This is a genomic window from Streptomyces sp. NPDC002130 (genome assembly GCF_040296465.1).
In the GTDB taxonomy this organism is placed as follows: Bacteria; Actinomycetota; Actinomycetes; order Streptomycetales; family Streptomycetaceae; genus Streptomyces.
On record NZ_JBEOXI010000043.1, the window covers coordinates 20,949 to 43,243 of the forward strand.

Here is a 22,295-nt window from a genome sequence, read left to right on the forward strand (position 1 = left end):
CACGAGGTGCCTACGGCCCGACTACGCTCGCGGCGTGACACCGGGGGATGGGGGGAGCAGGTGGAGAGGTCCCGACGCGACCGTGGCCGGCGGCGGAAGCTGCCGGCGGTTCCGGCCGTTCTGCTCGGAGCGCTGGGCGCGCTGCTTCTGGGGACGTCGATCGGCCTGGCGGCGGACCCGACGGGCCTCGTCGGCACCACCGGGTACGTCGTCGCCACCGGGCTGCTGCTGGCCGTGGGGCTGTACGGCAGCACGTACGGCATCGATCTCGCGGATCTGCGTCGTGACCTGCGGGGCGTGGTGGCGGCCGTCACGCTGGGGGTCGTTCTCAAGGCGGCGATGATCTCGGGCGTGATGGTCTGGGCCTTCGACCGCCCGGAGTACCTGGTCCTCGGCATCGTCGTCGCGCAGATCGACCCGCTGTCGGTGACCGCGCTCAGCAAGGACGGGCACATGTCGCAGCGCGCCCGTTCCCTGCTCACGGCGTGGGCCTCCTTCGACGACCCGATGACGGTGCTGCTGACGCTGTACGTCGCCGGGTACGCCTACACGGCCGCCGGGCACACGGGTACGCCCTCGGTGGTGGGCGGCGGGGCCCAGGGGTATGCCCTCGGGCTGGCGCTGAACGCGCTGCTGCTGGGCGGTGCCCTGCTGGCGTGGTGGGCGGGCGGCAAGGTGTGGCCGGCCCGGGAGAGCGAGCAGCAGCTCGCGCGCCCCCGGCGCCCGGCGACGCCGCTCGCCGTCCTCCTGGTCGTGGTCATGCTGGTGCTCGCCGCCGCGAACATGCTCATGCTGGCCGTGGCGGTGGCCGGACTGTTCCTGCGGACGCAGGCGTTCACCCGCCCTCTCGCGCGGGCGGTCACCAGTGCCTTCCTGCTCGCCACCGCCCTGCTGGGCCTGTTCGTCGCCCAAGGGGTTTCGATCAAGCCGGGGCTGCTGCTGGGGGGTTCGGCGTTCCTCGCGCAGGCGGTGGTGGCCGTGCTGCTGATGCCGCTCTTCGTCAGCGGCCTGTCCGGAAGGGACCGGGTCCTGCTGGGAATCGGCCAGCAGAACGGGCTCACGGCCGTGCTGCTGGCCCTCACCCTGGAACGCGACTTCCCGAAGACGGTCGGCATCGTCGCACCGGCCGTGGTGACGGTGAATCTGCTGCACTACGGTGCGCAGATCGCGTTCGGCTGCTGGTCGCGCCACCGGGCCGGAAAAGGCCGGCAACCCACGGCCGGGCAGAAGCGTCTCCCCCGGCATCCGGCGCCCGGCGACGGCATGCCGGGCGGGGCACCGGCCACGGCCGACGGACTGCGGTCCTCCGCATAGCCGAGGGGTGTGCGGCGTCCCGAACGGGTCGCGGCCAGGGGAACGGGGAGGCCGGATGAGCGAGCGGGGAGTGGGCGGTGGGGGACGTCCCCGCCGCGCCGGACGCGTCCGTGGCTTCCCGAGCCGCCACGGCGTCCTGCGCCCGCTCCGCGGCCGCACCCTCCAGGGCTGCCCGCGCCTCTCCCCCGCCCCGCGCCGGAAGGCCGCTGCGCATTGGAAGCCCGTGCTGCTCGGCGCCCTGCTGCTCCTGTCCACCACCGCCGGGCAGGCCGTCGCCGACACCGGCAGGAGTGATGTCCGGCTGGTGTACTGCCTGGCCGACGAGCACCGGGACGAGCTCCGGGAGGCCGCGCTACAACTGGATGTGGTGCGGCGCCCCTTGGGACCGGCCGGCGGTGTGGACGCCGTCCGGGTGCCCGGCCCCGAGGGTGGCGTGATGTCGCTCGACGACTGGGCCGACAGGCGCCAGGGCGACTTCGAGCGGGTCTGCGACGCGGTCCTGGCCGCGGCGGGTGATCCGCCGGGGGCGTCCTCGGACAAGGGCGGCTCCGGCGGCCTGGGCGGTTTCCTCGACGGGGTGTACCTGCTGGCGGCCGGCGCGGCCCTCACGCTGGTGGGACAGATGACGGAACGGATCTCGGCTGAGCGGCGCACGCGCGACCGGCAACTGGCGGCGGCCGTGCAGGAATTCCGGAGGATCGCATGGCTCTATCTCACGGCGTACGAACAGGATCCCGAGACGGACCACGCCGAGGCGTCACGGGCCCGGGAGGCGCTCTCCGGTCTCCTCGCCCAGGTGCCCGGCCCGGCCCCGCGCCGCGAGGCGGCCCGGCGGCTGGCCGATTCTCTTCCCCTGACGGACAGACTGCCGAGCAGCCGGGAAGGTCGACTCCTGCTGCCGCGCCAGAGAAAGAGCGAGGCGGACGCCGTGCGCACCAAGCTGGACCGGAAGTTGGGCGAGGTGGCGGATCTGCGACGCCCGGCGCCCCTTTGGTGGCTGCCCGGAGCACGCGGCAGCGACCGTCCCACCAGCGCCGGAGGACCTCACGCATGACCGACTCCGACTGGGCCAACCCCTACGGAGTGCGCAAACCGCACGGATCGAACGGCACGAAGCACGGTGCCCAGGGGGCCAAGGCCGGCGCGACGTTCAGCGCCGACCATCCCCTGGTGCCGTGGAAGCAGCCGGACCACATGCACCAGTGGGTGGACGTGGATCACTCGGGCGAGCAGCTGGAACGCTTCGTTGCGGACTGGCCCCCTCTCCACGACCTCCTCGAACACGAGGACTCGGGGGACGGCCGTGTGGTGATCGTCAGCGGACCCCCCGGCATGGGCAAGACCAGCCTCATCCACCGGTGCATCCACGAGGCGCAGCAAAGGGTGGCGGAGGCTGCGGCCGCGGCGGGCGACCCGCGCGCCGTGTTCGTGCCGACCGCGGGACTGGTGAACGACGGCCGCCGCATCAGCGTCGGACCGGACGGGTCGTTCGCGCCGATCGAACTGATCAACACCCGCATACGCAAGGAGATCGCGAAGGGGCTGCTGCGGCACGAGTTCCCCGAAGGCCGCGTCCGGTCGATCATCGCCGAGGAGGATCCGTACCAGGCCTACAACGACATGAAGGACCTGCTGGCCCAGCACAACGCACTGCTCTTCGCCGTGATCCCGCACATACGGTGGAACGACGTCGGCCTCCGGTCGGACTTTCTGCACTCCTGCCTGAGCGCCGCGCCCGCCAGGATCGTACTGTTCGTCGAAGTGAGCCACGGCGCGGCGGAGACGGCGAGGGAAGTGGCCGCCACGCTGAGCGACTCGGCGGCGGTCACCCATCTCACGCTGCACGGGCTGAACTCCGAGGACATCTGGCGGTTCAGCCGCAGCGCCCGGGCGTCGGACGGCGGCCCGAACGGCCTGGTCGAACCGGACAGAAGCTCCCTGGTGGCGGCACACTCCGAATGGAGACCGTCCGACGTACGCGAACTGCGGACGGTGTTCCACTCGGCGGCGGACGCGCTGCGCAGCGCGCCGCACCCCTGGCCGATCGACGCCGACGCGCTCAGACCCCACTGGGAGCGGCGCCGGGCCGGCCGTGCCTCCCTGCTCCGTGACCCGATCCCGCCCCGCCCCGGCGGCTGACGCCCACCCCCGACCGCGCCCTCACAGGACCCGCAAGGAGTGCCATCGTGGCCGCAAGCAGTGCAGACACCTGGTACAGCAACCCCTTTCCCCTGGTGCCGGTCGTGCGGCTCGGCCCTTCGGCGGACCTCGGTGAGGCCCCGGTCGAGGCGGCGGACTCGGGCAACGCCCACGTCCCGACCCAGATCCTCGGGGAGCTCCAGGGCCTGGTGCGCGACTACCTCCGGGACCGGCCCCGGGGCGGCCGGCGTGGCCGGGCGATCGCCGTGGTGGGCGAGTTCGGTCTCGGCAAGTCCCATGCGGCCCGCGAGGTCTGCAACGCGCTGGCCCGCCCGGACGGCCCAGCCCTGTGGATCGTCGACGAGCCGGCGCAGGACTTCGGCCGGATGTACCGCGACCGGCTGCGGGGCCCCGCGGACAGCCCGGAGGGGCGTGCCGCGTTCGGGGAACTCGTCCGGGACTACTACGCCTATGTGACGGCGGTGCGGGTCGGCGAGCAGAGCTCTGATCCGCGCCCGGGCCGGCCGGACGACATCCCGCTGGGTGACATCGCCCTCGACGACATCGCCACCGGGCTGCGCGACCGGGTCCTCGACCCGGACAAGGTGGTCTCCGCGCTGCGCTACGACCCCGAGGTGATGCACGCCGATCTGCGCGTCACCCTCGGCGAGGTGACGGAGCACCGGCGGTTCGCCACCGCGCTCGCCCTGCTCCAGGACCCCCGCTTCACGTCGATGGTGTGGGCGTGGCTGAGCGGCGACGAGCCCGCGCAGCAGTTGCGGGAACGCGGCATCAAGGACGCCGTCTCGGGCATCGACCCGGTCTTCGACGCGCTGGCCGTCCAGGGCTTCCTGCACGGCCGGGTGGGCAAACCGTACGTCCTGCTGATCGACTCGCTGGAGAAGGTCCTGGACTGGCCGGAGGATTCCCGGCGTACGTTCGTGGACGCCTTCGAGCGGCTGGTCAACGTGTATGTGAGCCGGGGTGGTCTGCTGGTGTTCTGCACCTCGCCGGGCGGGCTCAACGCGTTCCGGCCGAGCCTGCACGAGCGGGTGGTGCAGCTGTGGCCGACGCGGTTCGGCGCCGAGCTCACCGGGCGGCTGGTCGCCGAGTACGCCGGTTCGGGGGCCCGGCCGGACGCGTCCGAGGGGGCGGACGCGATCGAGCGGTGGCCTGCGCCGTTCGGCTCGGAGTCGGTCGAGATCCTCCAGGAGCTCACCGGCGGGGTGCCCCGGGAGATCCTCAAGACCTGCCACCACGCCTGGCAGTTGAGCGAGGACGGCGGCGGCGCGGTCCGGGAGGTGAGTGCCGCGACCGTGCTGCGGGCCGTGCGTGAGCTGCACGACAACGTCTCCGAGGACCAGGTGGTGTCCACGATCCACGACGCGCTGGCACAGGGCCAGTGGCGCATCGCGTCGCACGACCCGGTCCCGGCGCGGGGCTCCGACGCAGACGGGCCGTTGGCGGTGGCGTACTGGCTGGAGCCGGTCCCGAACGCCTACATCGCGATCGTGGTCACCCCCTCGGTGCTCGTCGCCGACGACGAGGAACGCATCACCGCGCGCGTCCGGGCACTGCGCGGCGCCCTGCAGCCGGCGCAGGCCGAGATACTGCTCGTGGTCAACGGCCTTGTGTCGCGGACCATGCGGGACCGGCTGGCGCGCTCGCTGGGCTCACAGCCCCTGGTGTACCGCCCGGGCGACTTCACGCAGGCCGTGAACCAGGCCCTGGACCGGCTGCGCGCCCGTCTCACCCAGCTGCGCCAGGAGGCCGATCTCGCGGAGCTGACCACCGAGTTGCGCAGTGCCCTCGGTGAGCACGGTTCCCAACTGGGGCAGCTGCGACGGACGGTGAGCGATCTGGCCCGGCGTGATCTGGTCGCGGCGGCGCCCGGTCCGACGCGTTCGGCGTTGCCGGAGCCCGTCGAGGGGCGGTTCGAGGAGGTGTTCGCACTGCTGGACGCGTCCGTGGAGCGGCTGGCCGGGCGCCCGGCCGGCGGTGCCGCGGCCGGTGGTCCGGCCCTGCGGGCGGGGCCGTCCGATCTGGCCGCGCTGGGCTGCGCCACGTTGGTGCGGCAGTTGACGGAGACGTTCCGCACGGGGGCCGACACCTGGTTCCGCGCCGTCTCGGCCGGCGTGCCGAGTGAGGAGCAGTGGGCGCGGCTGCGCGAGGTCTGCCGGGAGTACGAGACGGCGGTCGAGGTGCTGCCCGTGCAGGCCCTCGGCGGGGCGGGCCCGGTGCACCGGCCGACCGTCGCGCGGGCGGTGGAGGCACTCGCCGACGAGGTGTGGAGCGCCCTGGTCAGTGCCGTGCGGTCCGCATGACCTCGCCCACGGCGTCCGCGAGTCGGTGCAGCCGCGTCTCGGCGTGGGTGACCTGCCGCTGGTCCAGCGTCACCCCGATGACGTAGTCCCGCGGCGACAGCCAGATCACGTCCACGGCGCCCTCCTGGACGTCCAGGACGAGGCGGTCGGCGGGTGGCGGCACCACCAGCCGCAACGCGTCGGTCAGCCGGGCCAGATGGCCGCGCAGGCTCTGGGCGAGGTCGCGGTAGGAGGTGCGGCGGGAGCGCACGCTGGTCTCCAGGAAGCGCGGGCCGAGCTCAGGGCTCTCGAAGACGTCGCCCGCGCAGACGAGCTTCCAGTCCCGGTAGTAGGCGGCGTACTGCAGGTCGAGGGTGTTGACGTGGGCGCCCCACAGGGCCCGCAGCCGCATCTCGGAGGGGCCGTCGTGCTCGGCCGCCGCCGTCCCGAAGTCGATCCGCAGCCGCCCCTTGTCCTCCGGCAGGGGCTCCAGGGTGTCCGTGAGGCCGCCGGGCAGTTCGTCGGGCAGGTGGTGCACCTGGGTGCGGATGGCGGAGACGAGGGTGTTCATGGCCTGGTCCACGGCGGGCATCCCGCCGGGCGTGTCGGTGTGCGCGGACAGGTACTCCCCCGCCTTGACGCGGCCGCCCCACAGTCCGCCGTGCGCGTTGGCCACCACGACGCGCATCAGCTCACCCGTGCCCAGCGGCCGCATCAGCGCGCCCAGGTCCTGGGTGCACAGCAGCAGCCGGCTGCCGGGCAGCGCCTCGTTGGCGATGTCCTCGCCGCCCACGGTGACCAGGCTGCTCAGCGGCGGGCAGTCGCCCCGGCGGACCACGAAGTCGATGATGCCGTTGCTGTAGTGGGACACCGACCTGAGGGCGGGGACACCTGCGAAGGCCCCTTGGCACAGCGCTGTTATTCGGCCGTGGCCCTCCGGGGACCAGTGGGACTCCGTGAAGAGCTCGGTCTCCGGGTGCGGGGCTGTCGCCACCTGCGCTCACCTTCCGTCGGGGAACCGCCCGGGCGAGGGCGCCGGGCCTAGAGGCCGGGCAGTTCCAGATCGATGTCGAAGTCCCTGGCCGGTGCGGTGGAACCGGTGGCCCGGGAGGTGAGCCAGGCGTGGTGCGCCCCCACGCGCCGCCCGTCGGGGCGATGCCCCATGTCCAGGTCCCGCAAACGGCGCAGGGCGCTCTCGACGAGCCGGGTCGCCTCCCCGGGCCGCCCTGCCGCCGCGAGGGTGGCCGCGAGGGAGTTCTCCGCTGCGGAGACCCAGGCGTGGCTGTCGCCGAGCCGGTCGGTCAGCAGGTTCAGCGCGGCCCGGCCGATGGCCTCCGCGTCCTCGACGGCTGCGGAGGCCCGCAGGTACACCGCGTGCCGGACCCCGGCCAGGGCGGCGTAGGGGTGCCAGGCGCCGAGGGTGCTCTCCAGGGCCCGGCCGCACAGGCGGGCCTCGTGTTCGGCCTCGTCGTGCTTGCCGAGTGCGTGCAGGTCGGCGGCGAGGCTGAAGCGGCAGCGCAGGGTGTCCAGATGGTTTGCGCCGAACCGGCCGGTGGACTCGGCGAGCACCCGCCGGTCCCTTTCGAGGGCCTTCTCGTAGCCGTAGACCCGCTCGTGGGGGCGGGCGGAGTTGTAGGTGATGCGCCGTTCGCTGACGGCCAGGCCGAGTTCGATGTTCAGCCGGGTGCCGGTGGCGATGTCGCCGTGCCGGTGCAGCCACTGCCGCAGCAGGTCCTGGGACTCCGCGTCGCGGCCCAGGGTCCGGTAGACCCAGGCGAGCAGGTCGGCGGACCGCCAGACGGCCGGGTCGTCCTCGCCGCCGACGGACTGGCGGTAGCGGAACCGGGCGAGGAGCCGGGCCAGGGCGTCGGGGGCCCGTCCGCTCAGGGCCTCCGTGAAGGCCAGGTTGTGCTCGGCCTGCACGGTCGCGGCGTGCTGCGGCCCGAGCAGCAGCGTCAGGCCCTCCAGGACCGGCCGGGCCTGGAACAGCGCGTCGGAGAACCTGCCGAGGGAGCGCAGGTTGGCGCCGTAGGAGTCGGCGGACAGCAGGGTTCTCGGATGCAGGGGGCCGAGCAGCCGGCGGTGGCCGCGCAGGGCCTGCTCGGACAGCCGGCGGGCCGGTTCGTAGGCACCGGTGAGGCGGTGGGCGCGGGCGGTGAGGTTGAGCAGGCGCAGGTACTCCGGTGACGGGTCGTCGTCGTCCACCGGGGCCCAGGAGGCCTGCGCGCGCTCGGAGATGTCGAGCAGGCGGGCGAGGTCTGCGGTCTCGCCGCGCTGGCTGAGGGCGTTGAGATGGCGCAGCAGGGAGCGCCGGACACGGGGGCGGTGGTCCTCCCACAGGCGCAGGGAGTACACCTCCCGGGCCCAGTCGGCGCTCAGGCCGCGGTTCTCGTCCGGGGTGTACTCGGCGAGGGTGCCGCGCAGCACCTGCTCGATGTGGGCGCGCTCGGCCGGTTCCATGCCGGCGCGCAGGGCGTCCCGTACGGCGTGGTGCTGGCCGAGGGGCTGGTCGGGCCGGTCGAAGTCGACCTCCAGGAGCCCGACCCGGGACAGGGCCCACAGGGCGACGCTCACCATGTGTTCGTCGGGCATCCGCGTGTCGGCGGGAATCCGGACCGGCGCACCCTCCGCGCTGTCGTCGCGGGCGAGTTCCGAGAGGATGCGCCGCGAGCGCAGCAGCTCCAGGCCCATGCCCCGGCCGGTGAGCAGGGAGGCGGCGTTCAGCAGCCAGCCCAGGGCGTCGCTCGTACGGCTCTCGGCGCGCCAGGCGGCGGCGCCCGGGGTGTGCAGCACGGTCTGCCGCGCGACCCGCACCATGACCGACACCGGCGGGGCGGTGCCCTCCTGTTCGAGCAGGGCCTGCTGGGCGGTGCGGTACTCGGCGAGGAGGTACGCGACGGCGGCCCTGGCCGCGGCCCGGTCGCCCATGCTGTCGTCGCGCCGGTGGGCCGCGGCGCGTTCGGCGAGGCAGAGGGCGGCGATGCGCAGGGCGAGCGGGACGAAGCCCAGGACCTGGCCGACCCGCTGGGCCTGCTCCTCGTCGATCTCCGCGAGCCGTTCGCCGAGGGCGGCCCGGCATTCGCCCGGTGACATGGGCGGCAGGGAGAAGGCCGCCATGCCGGGCGTGGCCGGGGCGCTGCGGCTGGTGATCAGCACGTGCCCGCGGGAGTGCGGGGTGGGCAGCAACTCCTGCAGTCCGTCGGGTGAGTCGGCTCCGTCGTAGACGAGCAGCCAGCTCTGTGTGTCGGTGCGGGAGAGGTGCTCGAACAGGGCCGGGGAGGCGCCGTCGCCGGTCGTGACCAGGTCGAGCCGGCCGGCGAGCCGGGTCAGGCCCCGGCGGGCGCGTGGGATCTCCCAGGAGCGCACCCACCACACGACGTCGTAGGCGGAGCCGAAGCGGTGGCACAGTTCCCGGACGATCTCGCTCTTGCCCCAGCCGCTCGCGGCGTGCACGACCAGCGGGGTGTGGTCCCGGCCCGCCGCGTGCAGTTCCTCCAGGAGACCGCCGAGGACGTCGTCCCGGCCGACGAAGCCGCTGTAGCGGGGGGCCACGTTGGTGACGGCGGGCAGCCGGGGGAAGCGGGCGCCGGGCGTGCCGTCCGTCGGGGGCGGCGCGCCGAGGCCGAGCCCGGCGTACAGCCGCCGCACGGCCTCGTCCTCGTCGGTGCCGCGCAGGTCGATGCGCTCGTGGTGGGCGGCGCCCGGGTCGGGGAAGGGCTCGTCGGCCAGGACGATCCGGACGTCGGGGTGGGACAGCGCGGCGAGCTGGGCGAGGCCGGCGTGGTCCATGTCCGCCGGGGAGAGGAAGAGCAGCGCGGTGCCCGGGGCCGGCCGGTCACCGGAGTAGGCGTCCAGGGCGCGCAGTTCGGTGCGGATGCCGCCGCGCCGGAACTGGTCCTCCAGCCAGGCCGCCCAGGGCGCGTGGCGCTGGGAGTGGACGAGGGTGACCCGGCTCAGCGGCAGCGGACGCCGGTTGCGGAGCCAGTCGGCGAGCCGCTCGTAGTAGGGGCGCAGCCCGGTCACGGAGCCCTCCGGCTCGCTCTCGACGGCGAGTTGCCGGGTGTCGAGGTAGAGCGGGTGGTACGGGATCTCCAGGAAGGCGACCTCGGAGGTGCGGGAGGCCCGCGAGAGGGGGCCGAACTTGCGGCGCACCCGTTCGCGCGCGCCGCGCAGCCGGTCGTGCGACTCGACGTTGCTCTTCAAACCCAGGGCCAGCAGCCGCACGGGCCGGTCGGACCGGCCGCCGCTGATCTGCTCGGCCAGGGCGGCGGCGCCGTCGATGGACCAGGCGGTCATGGCGAAGCAGAGCACGAGGGAGTCGGCCAGGGAGCCGAGTCTGCCCTCGGCCGGTGCACCGGTCGCGTCGGGCAGCGGAGCTTCGACGAGGACGTGGTCGTAGGCGAGGGCCCTGGGGTCCGAGGTGAGGGCGAGGAGGGACGCGGCGTCCGGGCGGGCGGCGGAGTGGATGCGCCCGGGTTCGGGCTCAGGCAGCGGGGCACCGCCCGGCATGCCGGTCGCCCGGCCGTCCACGATCAGGACGCTGCGGTTGCCGGCCGCCAGCAGGTCCGCGACGTTGTGCACCGTCGTGCTGACGCCGAGGTTCTCCGCGGTGGAGCAGAAGAGGGCGAACCGTCCCGAGCGGTCGGCTGCGTGGATGTCGGGCATGGCCACTCCGCTTCGGACGGCAGGTGCTGGACGGTGGGGCACGACAGTCAGGGACGGTCAGTATAGGACGGGTTGCCCCTGATCAGACGGTTTCGCGTGAGGGCCGCGTCGGCGCGGGGGCCGGTCATTGGCTCTCGTTGTGGCCGGTGACGAAGGGTTCGTCCGGGTCGCCGCCGGTGCGCAGCCGGCGCAGGGTCTCGCCCAGCGCGGAGGGCGGCAGCGCGGCGAGGTCGTCGAGCGGCACGCCGGTGAGGTCCAGCACGACGGACTCCAGTGCGCCCTCGTCCCGCTCGGCACCCGCTTCCTCGAGCTCTGCCATGGCCCATCCTCCGCGGTGCCCGACGGACCGCCGTCGTGGCGGCACTCCACGCCCGGCGCCTGCGTGTCCCGGGACTCGGTGTCCAGTGTTGACGTCCCCACGGGGTGCCGCGGGAAAACGGCGACTTTCGGGCGGTGGCGGCCCGGACGACGGATTCTCGATGTTGACGGTCTGTCACCGGCCCCGAATACTGACCCCAATGGCGTGGACCGGCCGGGCGGGCACGGGCCGGTCGGCATGCGAACCGGGGGGTGCGTATGAATCGGCTGCGCCATGCGGAGCCGCCGTGGCCGGTCGCGGCCGACGTCGTGGCCAGACAGGCGGCCGGCTGGGTGCCCGCGCCGTTCCACTCTTTCGTCCTGAAGGTGCACAGCCGCTGCGACCTGGCCTGCCAGTACTGCTACATGTACCGTGCGCAGGACCGGAGTTGGCGTGAGCAGCCGCGCACCATGGCGCCGGACACGGTGGACCGCACGGCCGGGCGCATCGCCGAGCACCTCGCGGCGCACGGCGTGCGCGAGGCCGGTGTGGTGCTGCACGGGGGTGAGCCGTTGCTGGCGGGGGAGGCCGCTGTGGGGCGCGCCGCCTCGGTCCTGCGTGCCGCGGCCGGTCCCGGCGTACGGCTGCACCTCGCGCTGCAGACCAACGGTGTACGGCTGACCGAGCGCTGGCTCGACCTGTGCGCCGAACACGGCATCCGCGTCTCGGTCAGCCTGGACGGGGACCGCGCGGCGCACGACCGGCACCGCCGCGGCGCGGACGGGCGCGGCAGCCACGACCGGGTCGCCGCCGCGGTGCGCCGGCTGGCCGACGGGCCCCATCGTGAACTGTTCGCGGGCCTGTTGTGCACCATCGATCTGCGCAACGACCCGGTGCGCTGCTACGAGCACCTGCTGACGTACCGCCCGCCCGCCGTGGACTTCCTGCTGCCGCAGGGCAATTGGCACACTCCTCCGCCCGGGCTGCGCCCGGGCACGCCGTACGCGGACTGGCTGTGGCGGGTGTTCGAGCGGTGGTACGGGGCCGGACGGCGGGAGACCCGGGTGCGGCTGCTCGAGGACATGATGGCGCTGCTGCTCGGCGGGGCCCCGGAGACGGAGGCGCTGGGCGTGGCACCGGTGCGGTACGCGGTGGTGGAGACGGACGGTTCGCTCGCCCAGGACGACACGCTGCGCACCGCGTACCACGGCGCCACCCGGACGGGCCTGCACGTACGGCGCGACTCCTTCGACGCGCTGCTGCGGCATCCGGGCGTCGCGGCCCGGCAGTGGGGTGTCGACGGCCTGTCCGCGCAGTGCCGTGGCTGCCGGCTGCGGCGGGTGTGCGGGGGCGGTCACTACGCCCACCGCTACCGTGCGGCCACCGGGTTCGCGAACCCCAGTGTCTACTGCGCGGACCTGGCCGCTCTGATCACGCGGGTCAGGGGGCGGCTGGCCGCGGACCTGGACCGGCTGCGCACCGCCGCGGCGGAAGCGGCATGAGGGGGCCCGTGCCGCTTCGTGTGCCCGGCAGGCTGTTCACCGCGCTCGCGACGGGCGGCGGCGGGGCCGACGCCCTGCGTCTGCTGGCCCGTGCCGAGTACAGCCGCCGGCTGGCCTGCGCACTGGCGGTGACGCGGGCCGCCGGTGCGGCCGGCGGGGACGTGGCCGACGCGGCCGGGCGGGCGTGGGATCTGCTCGCGGCCGCCCATCGGGCCGATCCCGAGGCCGTGGCCGCGGTCCTGTCCCATCCCTCGGCGGGTACCGCGCTGACGGGCCTGCTGGCCCGGCTGGACCGGTTCGTCGAGGGCGGGACCGGCGTGGCGTGCGCGCCACCGGTCCACTGGTTCAGTGCCCTGGCCGCGGCCGCCGCGGTCCGCGCGGGCGTGCCCGGACGGGTGCGGTGGCCGATGACGACGGACCAGGTGTTCCTGCCCTCGCTCGGCGGGGCACGCTTCCCGGGCGCCCGGCCCGGTGACCTGGCCGAGGTGGTGGTGGACGCCGGGGGCGCGGCCCGGATCGGGGTGGCGGGGCGCGGTTCCCCGCCCGGTCCGGTCGAGGTGCCGCGGGTCCCGTCCGGGCCGTCGGGCCGGTGGCGGGCGGCGCACCGGCTCGTGGTGCCGGACGCCGGCACGCCGCTGCTCCTGGACGACGCCGACCCGCTGCGCTTCCCCGGCGTCCCGGAACGGCCGCTGGGGCTGACCGCGGGCGACCTGCGCTGGTGGGAGGCCACGGCGCGGGAGGCCGGCCGTCTGCTGCGGGACCACCACCCAGGGACGTACGCCGAACTCGCCGCCGGTCCGCGCACGTTGGTCCCGGTCGACCGCCCGGGCAGCTTCAGCGGCAGCAGCGCTGAGGCGTTCGGCGCCATGGCACTGTCCCGGCCGCGCTCCGCGCGGGGTCTGGCGCTGTCCATGGCCCACGAGATGCAGCACGGCAAGTTCGCCGCGGTGCTGCACCTGTTCGACCTCTTCGAGCCGGACGGCGAGGAGCTCTACTACGCGCCCTGGCGCCCCGATCCGCGCCCCCTGCTCGGCCTCTTCCACGGGGCGTACGCACACCTGGGCGTGGCGGACTTCTGGAACCGGCGCCGTGACGTGGAGCAGGATCCCCGGGAACTCGCCTTGGCCGAGGCCCAGTTCGCCCGCTGGCGGACGGGCGCCCGGGAGGCCACGGAGGTGCTGCTGGCCTCCGGCCGCCTCACCGCCCTCGGGCAGCACTTCGCGCAGACGATGCTGAGCGCGCTCGACGCCCTGTGCCGGCTCCCGGTCCCGGCCGAGGCCCGCCGCCGCGGCATGGCCCTGGCCGCCGAACACCGCGCGGAGTGGGTCCGCAGGAACGGGGTGCCGGAGGCGCAGCTGATCTGATCCGATTTGATCTGACCAGCACGGGACGGCCGAGGCCGTGAGGCGCCTGCGAACGCAAACGGGTGGGTGGCATCTGCCACCCACCCGTTTGCGTCGGTGCGCCCGCAGGCCCTCTCAGGACTGCGGACGGCTGCCGTGGTTCGCGCCGTTCTTGCGGCGGGCCTTCTTCTTGCGACGTCGCTTCGAGGACATCGGACCTCCTCTTTCCGGCTTTCGGTCACCATCCACCGGATTGCCGCGTCCGGTGACTACAGAGCCACTTTCCAGCCGACGCGAACGCAAACGCACACACATGGAAATGATCAAGGGCTGCTTTCGGATGCCTCCGAAAACAGCCCTGATTTGCGACTCATACGAGTCGGGACGACAGGATTTGAACCTGCGACCCCTTGACCCCCAGTCAAGTGCGCTACCAAGCTGCGCCACGTCCCGATGCGTCTCGCGCGGGTGAAACCGCGTGATCACGCAGGTCAACCCTACCGCATGGGGACCCGTTCCCCGACCCGCTCACCGACCTGTTCTCCGACCCGTTCCCCGACCCGCTCATTGACTCGTTCCCCACCTCGCCCACCGATGCGGTCCCCGGCCCGCGTCGCCGGCCGGTCCGGGCGCCGGGTCCACCCCGCGAGACCCACCGTCGAGACAGCCACGGCGAGAACGGCCCACCAGGGGAGTCCCGCTTTGCTGGCAAGGCCCGCGAAGGCCGCGACGACCAGGAGGGATGTGACCACGCCTCCGGTCAGTTCGGCTCGCCGGGCGGATCGTTGCCGCGCCTCTTCCACGTCCTGCTCCCCCTTCGGCCGCACGCTCGCACGCCCCGGCCATCGCAACGACGGGGCATATGCCGCAAACAATACGCGAATCGGCGGGAACTCCCGACCAGGGCATAGGGGTTGAGACGGACAGCCGGGACCTGGCGGGTACCGCTCGGTGTCCAGCGGCAAGGCCCGGCGCGAGCCGGAGCGACGAAGTGTCCGCCCGGCCCGGCCGGCACCCCACATTCTGTCGAGGCCGTTCCCCCGCCGACCAGGGCTAGGGTCGCCGCATGACGCACAGCTTCGTACTGCACATCCCCGACGCCGAGCTCAAACCCGAGCCGCTCGCGCCCGAGCAGATCGTCTCCGGGACGCCCGAGGTGACCGGGAAGGTGGTCTGGGAGTCGGAGGACGGCCGTCAGGTGCGGGGCGTCTGGCAGATCACGCCCGGCGTGGTCACCGACACCGAGGCCGACGAACTGTTCGTCGTGATCAGCGGGTCGGCGACGATCGAGGTCGAGGGCGGGCCCACGCTCACGGTCGGGCCGGGCGACATGGCCGTACTGCGCGAGGGCGACCGTACGACGTGGACGGTGCACGAGACCCTGCGCAAGGCGTACGCGATCAACCTCTGACGGCAGGTGCGCGATCAGCGCACCGGCGCCGTCGTTCCCCGGATCTCCAGGGTGGGCGTGGCGAGTTGGACCCGGCCCGGGCCGCCCACGCCCTCGAAGCGCTCCAGGAGGCAGCGGGCCGCGCGGCGGCCGATGTCGTGGCTCGTGTTGTCGACCGTCGTGAGCCACACGTGGCGCAGGCGGGCGATGCTCGTGTTGTCGTAGCCGACCACGGACAGGTCGTGCGGGACGCGCAGGCCCAGCTCCTCGGCCGCCGAGAGCGCGCCGATGGCGGCGATGTCGTTGACGGCGAAGACGGCGGTGGGCCGGTCGGGGCGGCTGAGCAGCCGGACGGTCGTGCGGTAGCCGCCCTCCTCGGTCATGTCGCTCGGCTCCACCACCGCCTGGTCCGCCAGGCCGTGCCGGCGCATCGTCGCCTCGAAACTCCGGCGCCGCAGCTCGCCGACCGCGCCGTATCCCGCGATGTGCGCGATGCCGTGGTGCCCGAGGCCGATCAGGTGCTCGGTGACCAGCCGGGCGCCCCGCTCGTCGTCTCCCGCCACGACGTCCACGCCCGGCGGCGCCGGTTCGCGGGAGCCGGCCATGACGACCGGGATCCGGCCGGCCACGTCGCCGAGGGCCGCCGGGTCGGGCAGCGTGCCCACCACCACCAGGCCGTCCACGCGCAGGTCCAGCAGTGGGTCGGCCGGGTCCTGGCCGGTACGTCGGTTGAGACGGGCGTCGGCCAGCAGCATGCGCAGGCCGTTGGCGTGCAGCAGGGAGTTGAGGCCGTCGAGGAGATCCACGAACCAGGGGTTGCGCAGGTCGTTGAGGAGGACACCGACGGTGCGCGTGCGCTGTTCGCTGAGGCTGCGGGCGGCGGCGTTGGGCCGGTAGCCGAGCTCCCGGGCGGCCCGGAGCACGGCGTCCCGCTTCTCGGGGCGGACCTGGTCCGAGCCGCGCAGCGCGAGGGAGACCAGCGACTTGGAGACACCGGCCCGCTCGGCCACGTCCCGGATCGTCGGCGGTCTCATGGGATGGACCGTTCCATGAGGCGGCGCGGCTTGTCAAAGGGTTGACAGCGTCGGCGAACCCCGCTCAGGGTGGCCTGGACAGGTTCTGGAACGGTCCAAAGAGGGGCTCTCATGGTGGACACGCTCGGCGTCGCCGTCATCGGATTCGGCTGGATGGGGCGGGTTCACACTCAGGCCTACGCGCGCGTGCGGCACCACTATCCGCAGCTGCCCCTCGTCCCGGAGCTGGTCACGGTCGCGGAGGAGGTGCCGGGCCGGGCGGAGGAGGCCGCCGCGCAGTTCGGGTTCGCCTCGACGACCCGGGACTGGCGCGAGGTGGCCGCCGACCCCCGGGTGCGGGCGGTCAGCATCACCGCGCCGAACTTCCTGCACCGCGCGATCGGCGTCGCCATGGCCGAGGCGGGCAAGCACATCTGGATCGAGAAGCCCGTGGGTCTGACCGTCGAGGACGCCGGCGCGGTCGCGGACGCGGTCGCCGAGGCCGGTGTGCAGGGCACGGTGGGCTTCAACTACCGCAACGCGCCCGCCGTCGAAACGGCCCGCGAGCTGATCGCCGCCGGGGAGATCGGCGCGGTCACGCACGTGCGCATCCGGCTTCTCAGCGACTATGCGGCGCACCCGGAGGGCGCGCTGACGTGGCGTTACGAGCGGGAGCGGGGCGGCAGCGGGGTGCTGGGCGACCTGGCCTCGCACGGCGTGGACCTGGCCCGTCATCTGCTCGGCGACATCGCGTCCCTGACGGCCGACACGGCGATCTTCCTCCCGGAGCGGGCCCGCCCGTCCGGCGCCACGGCCGGCCACAGCCGCGCCTCCGGCGGTGAAGTCGGCCCGGTCGAGAACGAGGACTACGTCAGTTGTCTGCTGCGCTTCGCCTCCGGGGCGCGCGGTGTCCTGGAGGCCTGCCGGGTGTCGGTCGGCGAGCAGAACAACTACGGCTTCGAGGTGCACGGCACGAAGGGCGCGGTGTTCTGGGACTTCCGCCGCATGAACGAGCTGGGGGTCAGCCGCGGTACGACGTACCAGGACCAGTTCGTCACCACGGTGTACGCCGGCCCGGGCGACGGGGAGTTCGCCGCGTTCCAGCCGGGCGCGGCGAACGCCATGGGGTACGACGACCTGAAGGTCGTCGAGGCGTACCGCTTCCTGCGGTCGGTCGCCGAGGGCACCCCGTACGGGGCGACGCTCACGGATGCCGTGCACAGTGCGGCCGCGCTGGACGCCATGGCGCGGTCGGCGCAGAGCGGGAGCTGGGCGGAGGTCACGGGGCGGGACTGACTCCCGGGCTCTGCCGCCGTCGGCCCAGGTAGACCTTGACCGGGACGAGGACGAGCCACAGCCACATGATCCTCGGGCCCGCCACCAGGGCCAGGGGCACGCTGGCGAGGAAGACCACCACCGACGTGGCACCGTCGAGCAGGTAGAGCCTGGTCGCCGCCTCGGAGGGCGTGTCGTGGCGCAGCCAGGGACGCTTCGCCAGCACGGCGGCAACCCCCAGATGGCAGGCACCCAGCGCCGCGACGGCGCCCGAGTACACGGCGACCGACACCGGCTGAGCCCCGTACTCGGCGAGCAGGCGGGTCGGGAAGGGCACGAGGGCCGCGACGCCGAGGCCGACCATCGAGATGCCGATCACCTGGCCGTCGATCGCCCGGACGTCCTGGAAGATCCGCCGGTGGTCGCGCCAGAAGCTGCCCAGCACCGCGACGCTCAGCGCGTAGGCCCCGAGGTCCGGGAGCAGCTCGCCCAGGGCCCTGCGGTACGCGGCGGGATCGAGCTCCCGGGGCACGGAGAGGTCCAGGACGAGCAGGGTGATGGCGATGGCGAACACGCCGTCGACCAGGGTCACCAACCGCTCGGGGCCGCCGTCCGGGCGCGAGGTCCACATGGGCACGACGGTAGGGGCGGGGCCGGGTCTCCCCTCGTACCCACGCCCGGCGCCGCCCACGGATCACACGGCCGCCTGCGGTGGCATGTTGTACGGCGTCACCACCTGGATCGCCGAGGGCAGGGTCGGTCCCGCCGGCGGCAGCGCGTCGTGGGCCCGCATGACGGTGTGGCAGGCCTCGCGCACGTCCTGACGGAGGTCGTGGTGGAGCACGGCGGACAGGCGGTGCTCGCGCAGCAGGCGCGTGTTGTCGTGGTCGAGGTCGTGCGCGACGAACACCGCGCAGTCGCGGCCGAGGTCGTCGAAGGCCCGCAGCGTGGCGATGTTGCCGCCGCCGATCGAGTACACCGCGCGGATGTCCGGGTCGCGTTCCAGTGCGGCCCGGACGAGGTCGTACTGGGTGGTGTCCAGACCCTGGCCCTCGGCGATCTCGACCAGGGTGCGCTCCGGGTGCCGGGCGCGCATGGCGCTGCGGAAGCCCATCTCGCGCTCTTCCTCGTTGCGGAAGAAGCCGCTGCTGAGGCTGGTGAGGATGTTGCCCGGGCGCTCCCCCAGCCACTGGCCCATCAGGTAGGCGGCCGTCGCGCCGGCCGCCCGGTCGTCTATGCCGACGTAGGCGAGGCGGGCGCTGGCCGGCAGGTCGGTCACCAGCGTCACGACGGGGACGCCGGCGGCTTCGAGCCGGCCGACCGCGGCGGTGACCTCGGGGACGTCCGGGGCTTTGAGGATCACGCCCTGAGAGCCGCGCCGGGCGATCCGGTCCAGGGTCCGCACCAGCTCCGCGGCCGGTCCGGTCTCGCGGAAGTGGAAGCGGGAGCGCAGCACCGCCGGACGCAGGGACGGCAGCTCGGCCTCCAGGGCGGCGCGGATCGCCGTGGTGAACCGCTCGGGCGCCTGCATCACGATGTCGACCATGAACGTCCGGCCGACGAGCCGCACCTGGGTGCGCTGCCGGTCGAGATCGGCGATGGCCTGGCGGACCTCCCGTGCGGTGCTTTCGCGCACCCCGCCCCTGCCGTTCAGCACCCGGTCGACGGTCGCCTCGCTCAGGCCCGCCTGACGGGCGATCTCCCGGATCGGGAACGGGTGTCCCATGCGCCGGCTCCTTGAGGGGTTTTTGATGGCTCACTGCTGGTTGTTCGAGGGGTTTGTACTGACAAGAATGACAGGGCTGCGTCGCTCCGTGACCCCGAAGGGACGACGATGTCCTTCACTTCCGTCCACCACCGTGCCTGGCTGTCCGAGCAGGACTGCGATCTCGACGCGTTCCGCGCGCTGGTCGAGCAGGCGACCGACCCCGTCGACTATCCGCACGCCTCCGCGGTCGAGCGCAACGTCCCGGTCTACGACTGCGGGCTTCTGGAAGGCGACCGGGTGGTCCAGGCCGAGCTGGTGCGGGCGCTCGCCGACGGGCCCGGCATCGTGGTCTTCCGCGGCGCCTTTCCCGACCCTCGGATCGTCGACCGGGCCACCGACGTCTTCGAGGCGCTGATCGCCGAGCAGCGCGCCTCGGGCGCGGCGGCCGGTGACCACTTCGCCGCGCCGGGGGCCAACGACCGGGTGTGGAACGCGCTGGAGAAGGCGGCCCTCCACGACCCGGAGGCGTTCGCCGACTACTACGCGAACGACACCCTGGCCCTGGTGGCCACCGCCTGGCTGGGCCCCGGCTACCAGGTCACCTCCCAGCTCAACGTGGTCAACCCGGGCGGTGCCGCGCAGACCGTGCACCGCGACTACCACCTGGGCTTCCTGTCGAACGAGGCCGCCGCCGCCTATCCGGCGCACGTGCACCGCCTCTCCCCCGTGCTGACGCTGCAGGGCGCGGTCGCGCACTGCGACATGCCGGTGGAGTCGGGGCCGACGATGTACCTGCCGCATTCGCAGAAGTACGAGCCGGGCTATCTCGCCTGGCGGCGCCCGGAGTTCCGGGCGTACTTCGACGCGTACCAGGTGCAGCTGCCGCTCGCCAAGGGTGACGCCGTGTTCTTCAACCCGGCCCTCTTCCACGCGGCAGGCACCAACCGCTCCGCGGACATCCGGCGCATGGCCAACCTGCTGCAGGTGTCGTCCGCGTTCGGGCGTGCGATGGAGACGGTGGACCGGGAGGCGGTGGCCAATGCGGTGTACCCGGTGCTTCTCGCGCGCAAGGCCGAGGGCGCCGACCAGGCCTGGCTGGACCAGGTGATCGCGGCGAGCGCCGAGGGCTACCCCTTCCCCACCAACCTCGACAGCGACCCGCCGGTCGACGGGCTGGCCCCGCCCTCGCAGGCGGATCTGATGCGGCGGGCGCTGCGCGAGGAGTGGACGCCGGAAGCGCTCCGGGCGGAGCTGCGGGCCGGTGCCGAACGGCGAGAGAGCTGAGGAACTCGATGGGACTTCTCGACGACAAGGTCGTCCTGGTCAACGGCGGCAGCCAGGGGGTCGGCGCGGCCATCGCACGGGCCGCGGTCCGCGAAGGGGCGGTCGTGGCCGTCACCGGCCGGCGCCCCGAGCCGGGCGAGGCCCTGGTGGCGGAGCTGACCGCCGCGGGCGGCAAGGCCCTGTACGTCCGGGCCGACCTGTCGGACGCCGGGCAGGCCAAGGACTCCGTCGCGCAGGTCGTCCGGGCGTACGGCCGGGTCGACTGCCTCGTGAACTCGGCCGGACTGACCTCCCGCGGAACGCTGCTCGACACCACGCCCGAGCTGTTCGACCAGCACATCGGGATCAACCTCAAGGGCCCGTTCTTCGCGATGCAGGCGGCGGTGGCGGACATGGTGGGGCGTGAGGCACCCGGCACGATCGTCAACATCATCACGTCGTCGGCGCACGGCGGGCAGCCGTTCCTCGCACCGTACGTCGCCGCCAAGGCCGGGCTGATCGGGCTGACCCGCAACGCCGCGCACGCCCACCGCTGGGACCGGGTCCGGATCAACGGCCTGAACATCGGCTGGACGGCGACGGAGGGCGAGGACGCGACGCAGAAGGCGTTCCACGGGGCGGGGGACGACTGGCGCGAGGAGGCCGCCGCGAAGCTGCCGATGGGCAAGCTGGGGCAGCCGGACGAGATCGCCGACTTCGTCGTGTTCCTGCTGTCGGACCGGTCCGGGGTGGTCACGGGGTCGGTCATCGATTGGGATCAGAACGTCTTGGGGGGACTCGACTGAGGATTTGCCGCGCGTTGTCGTTCGGTCGTGCGCGGCGCCGTCGTGGCTCGCCGCGCCCACGCGGCGGAGCCGCACATCGACCCAGCCCCGCGCCCCTGAGGGGCGTGCCCACACCCTGCAACAAGGAGCAACACCCCATGCGTATCGGAATCCTCGGCCTCGGCCGTATCGGCGCCTTCCACGCCGAGACCCTCTCCGGACTCGACGCCGTCGACTCCCTCGTCCTGACCGACCCGTTCGCGGACGCCGCCAAGGCCGCCGCCGAGCGGTTCGGGGCCGATGTCGTGGACTCGCCGGAGGCGCTGCTGGCCGCCGGTGTGGACGGCATCGTCGTCGCCGCCGCGACGGACGCCCATCCGGCGCTGATCCTGGCCGGGGTCGAGGCCGGTGTCCCCGTCTTCTGCGAGAAGCCCGTCGCCAGGACCATGGCCGAGGGGGTCGAGGTGCTCAAGGCCGTGGCCGGCCGGGACGTGCCGATCCAGATCGGCTACAACCGCCGTTTCGACACCGGGTTCGTCAACGCCCGCGCCGCCGTGCAGAGCGGTGAGCTCGGCAAGCTGCACACGGTCCGCTCGACGACGCTGGACCCGGCGCCCCCGCCGGCCGCGTACATCGCCGCCTCCGGGGGCATCTTCCGCGACTGCTCGGTGCACGACTTCGACATCATCCGCTGGGTGACGGGCCGCGAGGTGCGGGAGGTGTACGCCGTCGGCGGCAACCGGGGCGCCGAGTACATCAAGGAGGCCGGTGACGCCGACACCACCGGCGCGATCCTCACCCTCGACGACGGCACGATCGCGGTCGTGTCCAACTCCCGCCACAACGCCCGCGGTTACGACGTCCGCATGGAGATCCACGGCTTCGAGGACTCCATCGCCGTCGGCCTGGAGGACAAGCTGCCGCTGCGCTCGGTCGAGCCCGGGGTGACCTTCCCGGCGGGCACGCCGCACGACTTCTTCATGGACCGCTTCACCGAGGCCTACCGCGCCGAACTGACCGCGTTCACCGAGGTCGTGGCCGGCACGCGCCCCTCCCCCTGCACGATCGAGGACGCCCTGGAGGCGGGCTGGATCGCGGACGCGTGCACCCTGTCGCTGCACGAGCACCGTCCGGTGACGATCGAGGAGGTACGGCAGGCATGAGCGAGACGGGCCGGGAACCACTGCGCATAGGTGTGCTGGGGGCCGCGCGGATCACCGAACGCTCCCTGATCGCCCCGGCCCGGGCGACCGGCCACCGCCTCGTCGCGGTGGCCGCGCGCGACCGTGCCCGAGCC

Annotated in this window: 18 protein-coding genes, 1 tRNA gene and 1 pseudogene; 12 read left to right on the top strand and 8 right to left on the bottom strand. The window is 73.5% G+C overall.

From position 1 onward, the window contains the following. Positions 1-60: 60 nt before the first annotated feature. Genes ABT116_RS11065 through ABT116_RS11080 form a run of 4 tightly spaced genes read left to right on the top strand, consistent with a single transcriptional unit; the run spans position 61 to position 5,777 of the window. Entirely contained in the window at positions 61-1,314 is a 1,254-nt protein-coding gene (locus tag ABT116_RS11065) for a cation:proton antiporter (RefSeq protein WP_351630864.1), read from the top strand. Positions 1,315-1,369: 55 nt separating this feature from the next. Then, on the top strand, positions 1,370-2,368 hold the full coding sequence (locus tag ABT116_RS11070; protein WP_351630866.1) for a hypothetical protein: 999 nt from the start codon (positions 1,370-1,372) through the stop codon (positions 2,366-2,368). Further along, the gene (locus ABT116_RS11075) at positions 2,365-3,453 is read left to right on the top strand and encodes an AAA family ATPase (RefSeq protein WP_351630869.1); all 1,089 of its coding nucleotides are present in this window, start codon (positions 2,365-2,367) and stop codon (positions 3,451-3,453) included. The genes ABT116_RS11070 and ABT116_RS11075 overlap by 4 nt, the downstream gene beginning before the upstream one ends. A gap of 47 nt (positions 3,454-3,500) precedes the next feature. Beyond that, on the top strand, positions 3,501-5,777 hold the full coding sequence (locus ABT116_RS11080; protein ID WP_351630874.1) for a hypothetical protein: 2,277 nt from the start codon (positions 3,501-3,503) through the stop codon (positions 5,775-5,777). Here ABT116_RS11080 and ABT116_RS11085 read toward each other — a convergent pair. The 3 genes from ABT116_RS11085 to fxsA all read right to left on the bottom strand — a co-directional run bounded on the left by ABT116_RS11085 (position 5,755) and on the right by fxsA (position 10,740). Then, the gene (locus tag ABT116_RS11085; RefSeq protein ID WP_351630877.1) at positions 5,755-6,750 is read right to left on the bottom strand and encodes a hypothetical protein; all 996 of its coding nucleotides are present in this window, start codon (positions 6,748-6,750) and stop codon (positions 5,755-5,757) included. The genes ABT116_RS11080 and ABT116_RS11085 overlap by 23 nt on opposite strands. A 47-nt stretch (positions 6,751-6,797) precedes the next feature. Further along, positions 6,798-10,421, bottom strand: a complete 3,624-nt coding sequence (gene fxsT / locus ABT116_RS11090; RefSeq protein ID WP_351630879.1) for an FxSxx-COOH system tetratricopeptide repeat protein — start codon at positions 10,419-10,421, stop codon at positions 6,798-6,800. 124 nt (positions 10,422-10,545) lie between these two features. Beyond that, positions 10,546-10,740: an FxSxx-COOH cyclophane-containing RiPP peptide gene (fxsA, locus tag ABT116_RS11095; protein WP_104780466.1), complete on the bottom strand. Its 195-nt coding sequence runs from the start codon at positions 10,738-10,740 to the stop codon at positions 10,546-10,548. A gap of 257 nt (positions 10,741-10,997) precedes the next feature. On the opposite strand from fxsA, the gene ABT116_RS11100 reads away from it, so the two are divergent. Then, positions 10,998-12,221: an FxsB family cyclophane-forming radical SAM/SPASM peptide maturase gene (locus ABT116_RS11100; RefSeq protein ID WP_351630882.1), complete on the top strand. Its 1,224-nt coding sequence runs from the start codon at positions 10,998-11,000 to the stop codon at positions 12,219-12,221. Positions 12,222-12,229: 8 nt separating this feature from the next. Further along, positions 12,230-13,585, top strand: a complete 1,356-nt coding sequence (locus ABT116_RS11105; protein WP_351630884.1) for an HEXXH motif domain-containing protein — start codon at positions 12,230-12,232, stop codon at positions 13,583-13,585. Between the two features lie 114 nt (positions 13,586-13,699). Here ABT116_RS11105 and ABT116_RS50845 read toward each other — a convergent pair whose 3' ends face one another. Together ABT116_RS50845 and ABT116_RS11110 are read right to left on the bottom strand one after the other, a co-directional pair. Beyond that, positions 13,700-13,777: a 50S ribosomal protein bL37 gene (locus ABT116_RS50845; protein WP_370443954.1), complete on the bottom strand. Its 78-nt coding sequence runs from the start codon at positions 13,775-13,777 to the stop codon at positions 13,700-13,702. Positions 13,778-13,943: 166 nt separating this feature from the next. Further along, positions 13,944-14,017: transfer RNA gene (locus ABT116_RS11110), tRNA-Pro, on the bottom strand. Between the two features lie 613 nt (positions 14,018-14,630). On the opposite strand from ABT116_RS11110, the gene ABT116_RS11115 reads away from it, so the two are divergent. After that, entirely contained in the window at positions 14,631-14,975 is a 345-nt protein-coding gene (locus tag ABT116_RS11115; protein ID WP_351630886.1) for a cupin domain-containing protein, read from the top strand. Positions 14,976-14,989: 14 nt separating this feature from the next. Here the strand turns inward: ABT116_RS11115 and ABT116_RS11120 are convergent, their stop codons facing one another. Then, positions 14,990-15,988, bottom strand: a complete 999-nt coding sequence (locus tag ABT116_RS11120; RefSeq protein WP_351630889.1) for a LacI family DNA-binding transcriptional regulator — start codon at positions 15,986-15,988, stop codon at positions 14,990-14,992. Between the two features lie 111 nt (positions 15,989-16,099). Between ABT116_RS11120 and ABT116_RS11125 the strand changes: the two genes are divergently transcribed. After that, positions 16,100-17,263, top strand: a complete 1,164-nt coding sequence (locus tag ABT116_RS11125; protein ID WP_351630891.1) for a Gfo/Idh/MocA family protein — start codon at positions 16,100-16,102, stop codon at positions 17,261-17,263. Here ABT116_RS11125 and ABT116_RS11130 read toward each other — a convergent pair. Together ABT116_RS11130 and ABT116_RS11135 are read right to left on the bottom strand one after the other, a co-directional pair. Then, positions 17,247-17,873 (bottom strand): TMEM175 family protein, encoded by a 627-nt coding sequence (locus ABT116_RS11130; RefSeq protein ID WP_351630894.1) that lies wholly within the window; start codon positions 17,871-17,873, stop codon positions 17,247-17,249. The two genes, ABT116_RS11125 and ABT116_RS11130, sit on opposite strands and share 17 nt — an antisense overlap. Before the next feature lie 63 nt (positions 17,874-17,936). Then, a complete protein-coding gene (locus tag ABT116_RS11135; RefSeq protein ID WP_351630896.1) occupies positions 17,937-18,968 on the bottom strand; it encodes a LacI family DNA-binding transcriptional regulator in 1,032 nt (343 codons plus the stop codon). A gap of 108 nt (positions 18,969-19,076) precedes the next feature. Here ABT116_RS11135 and ABT116_RS11140 point away from each other — a divergent pair, with 108 nt between their 5' ends. The 4 genes and pseudogenes from ABT116_RS11140 to ABT116_RS11155 all read left to right on the top strand — a co-directional run. Beyond that, positions 19,077-20,234 (top strand): phytanoyl-CoA dioxygenase family protein, encoded by a 1,158-nt coding sequence (locus tag ABT116_RS11140; protein WP_351630899.1) that lies wholly within the window; start codon positions 19,077-19,079, stop codon positions 20,232-20,234. A gap of 8 nt (positions 20,235-20,242) precedes the next feature. Continuing rightward, on the top strand, positions 20,243-21,019 hold the full coding sequence (locus tag ABT116_RS11145; RefSeq protein WP_351630901.1) for an SDR family oxidoreductase: 777 nt from the start codon (positions 20,243-20,245) through the stop codon (positions 21,017-21,019). 137 nt (positions 21,020-21,156) lie between these two features. Beyond that, the gene (locus ABT116_RS11150; protein ID WP_351630904.1) at positions 21,157-22,161 is read left to right on the top strand and encodes a Gfo/Idh/MocA family protein; all 1,005 of its coding nucleotides are present in this window, start codon (positions 21,157-21,159) and stop codon (positions 22,159-22,161) included. Further along, a pseudogene (locus tag ABT116_RS11155) lies at positions 22,158-22,295 on the top strand (Gfo/Idh/MocA family protein); the annotation flags it as partial. The gene ABT116_RS11150 and the pseudogene ABT116_RS11155, both read left to right, overlap by 4 nt.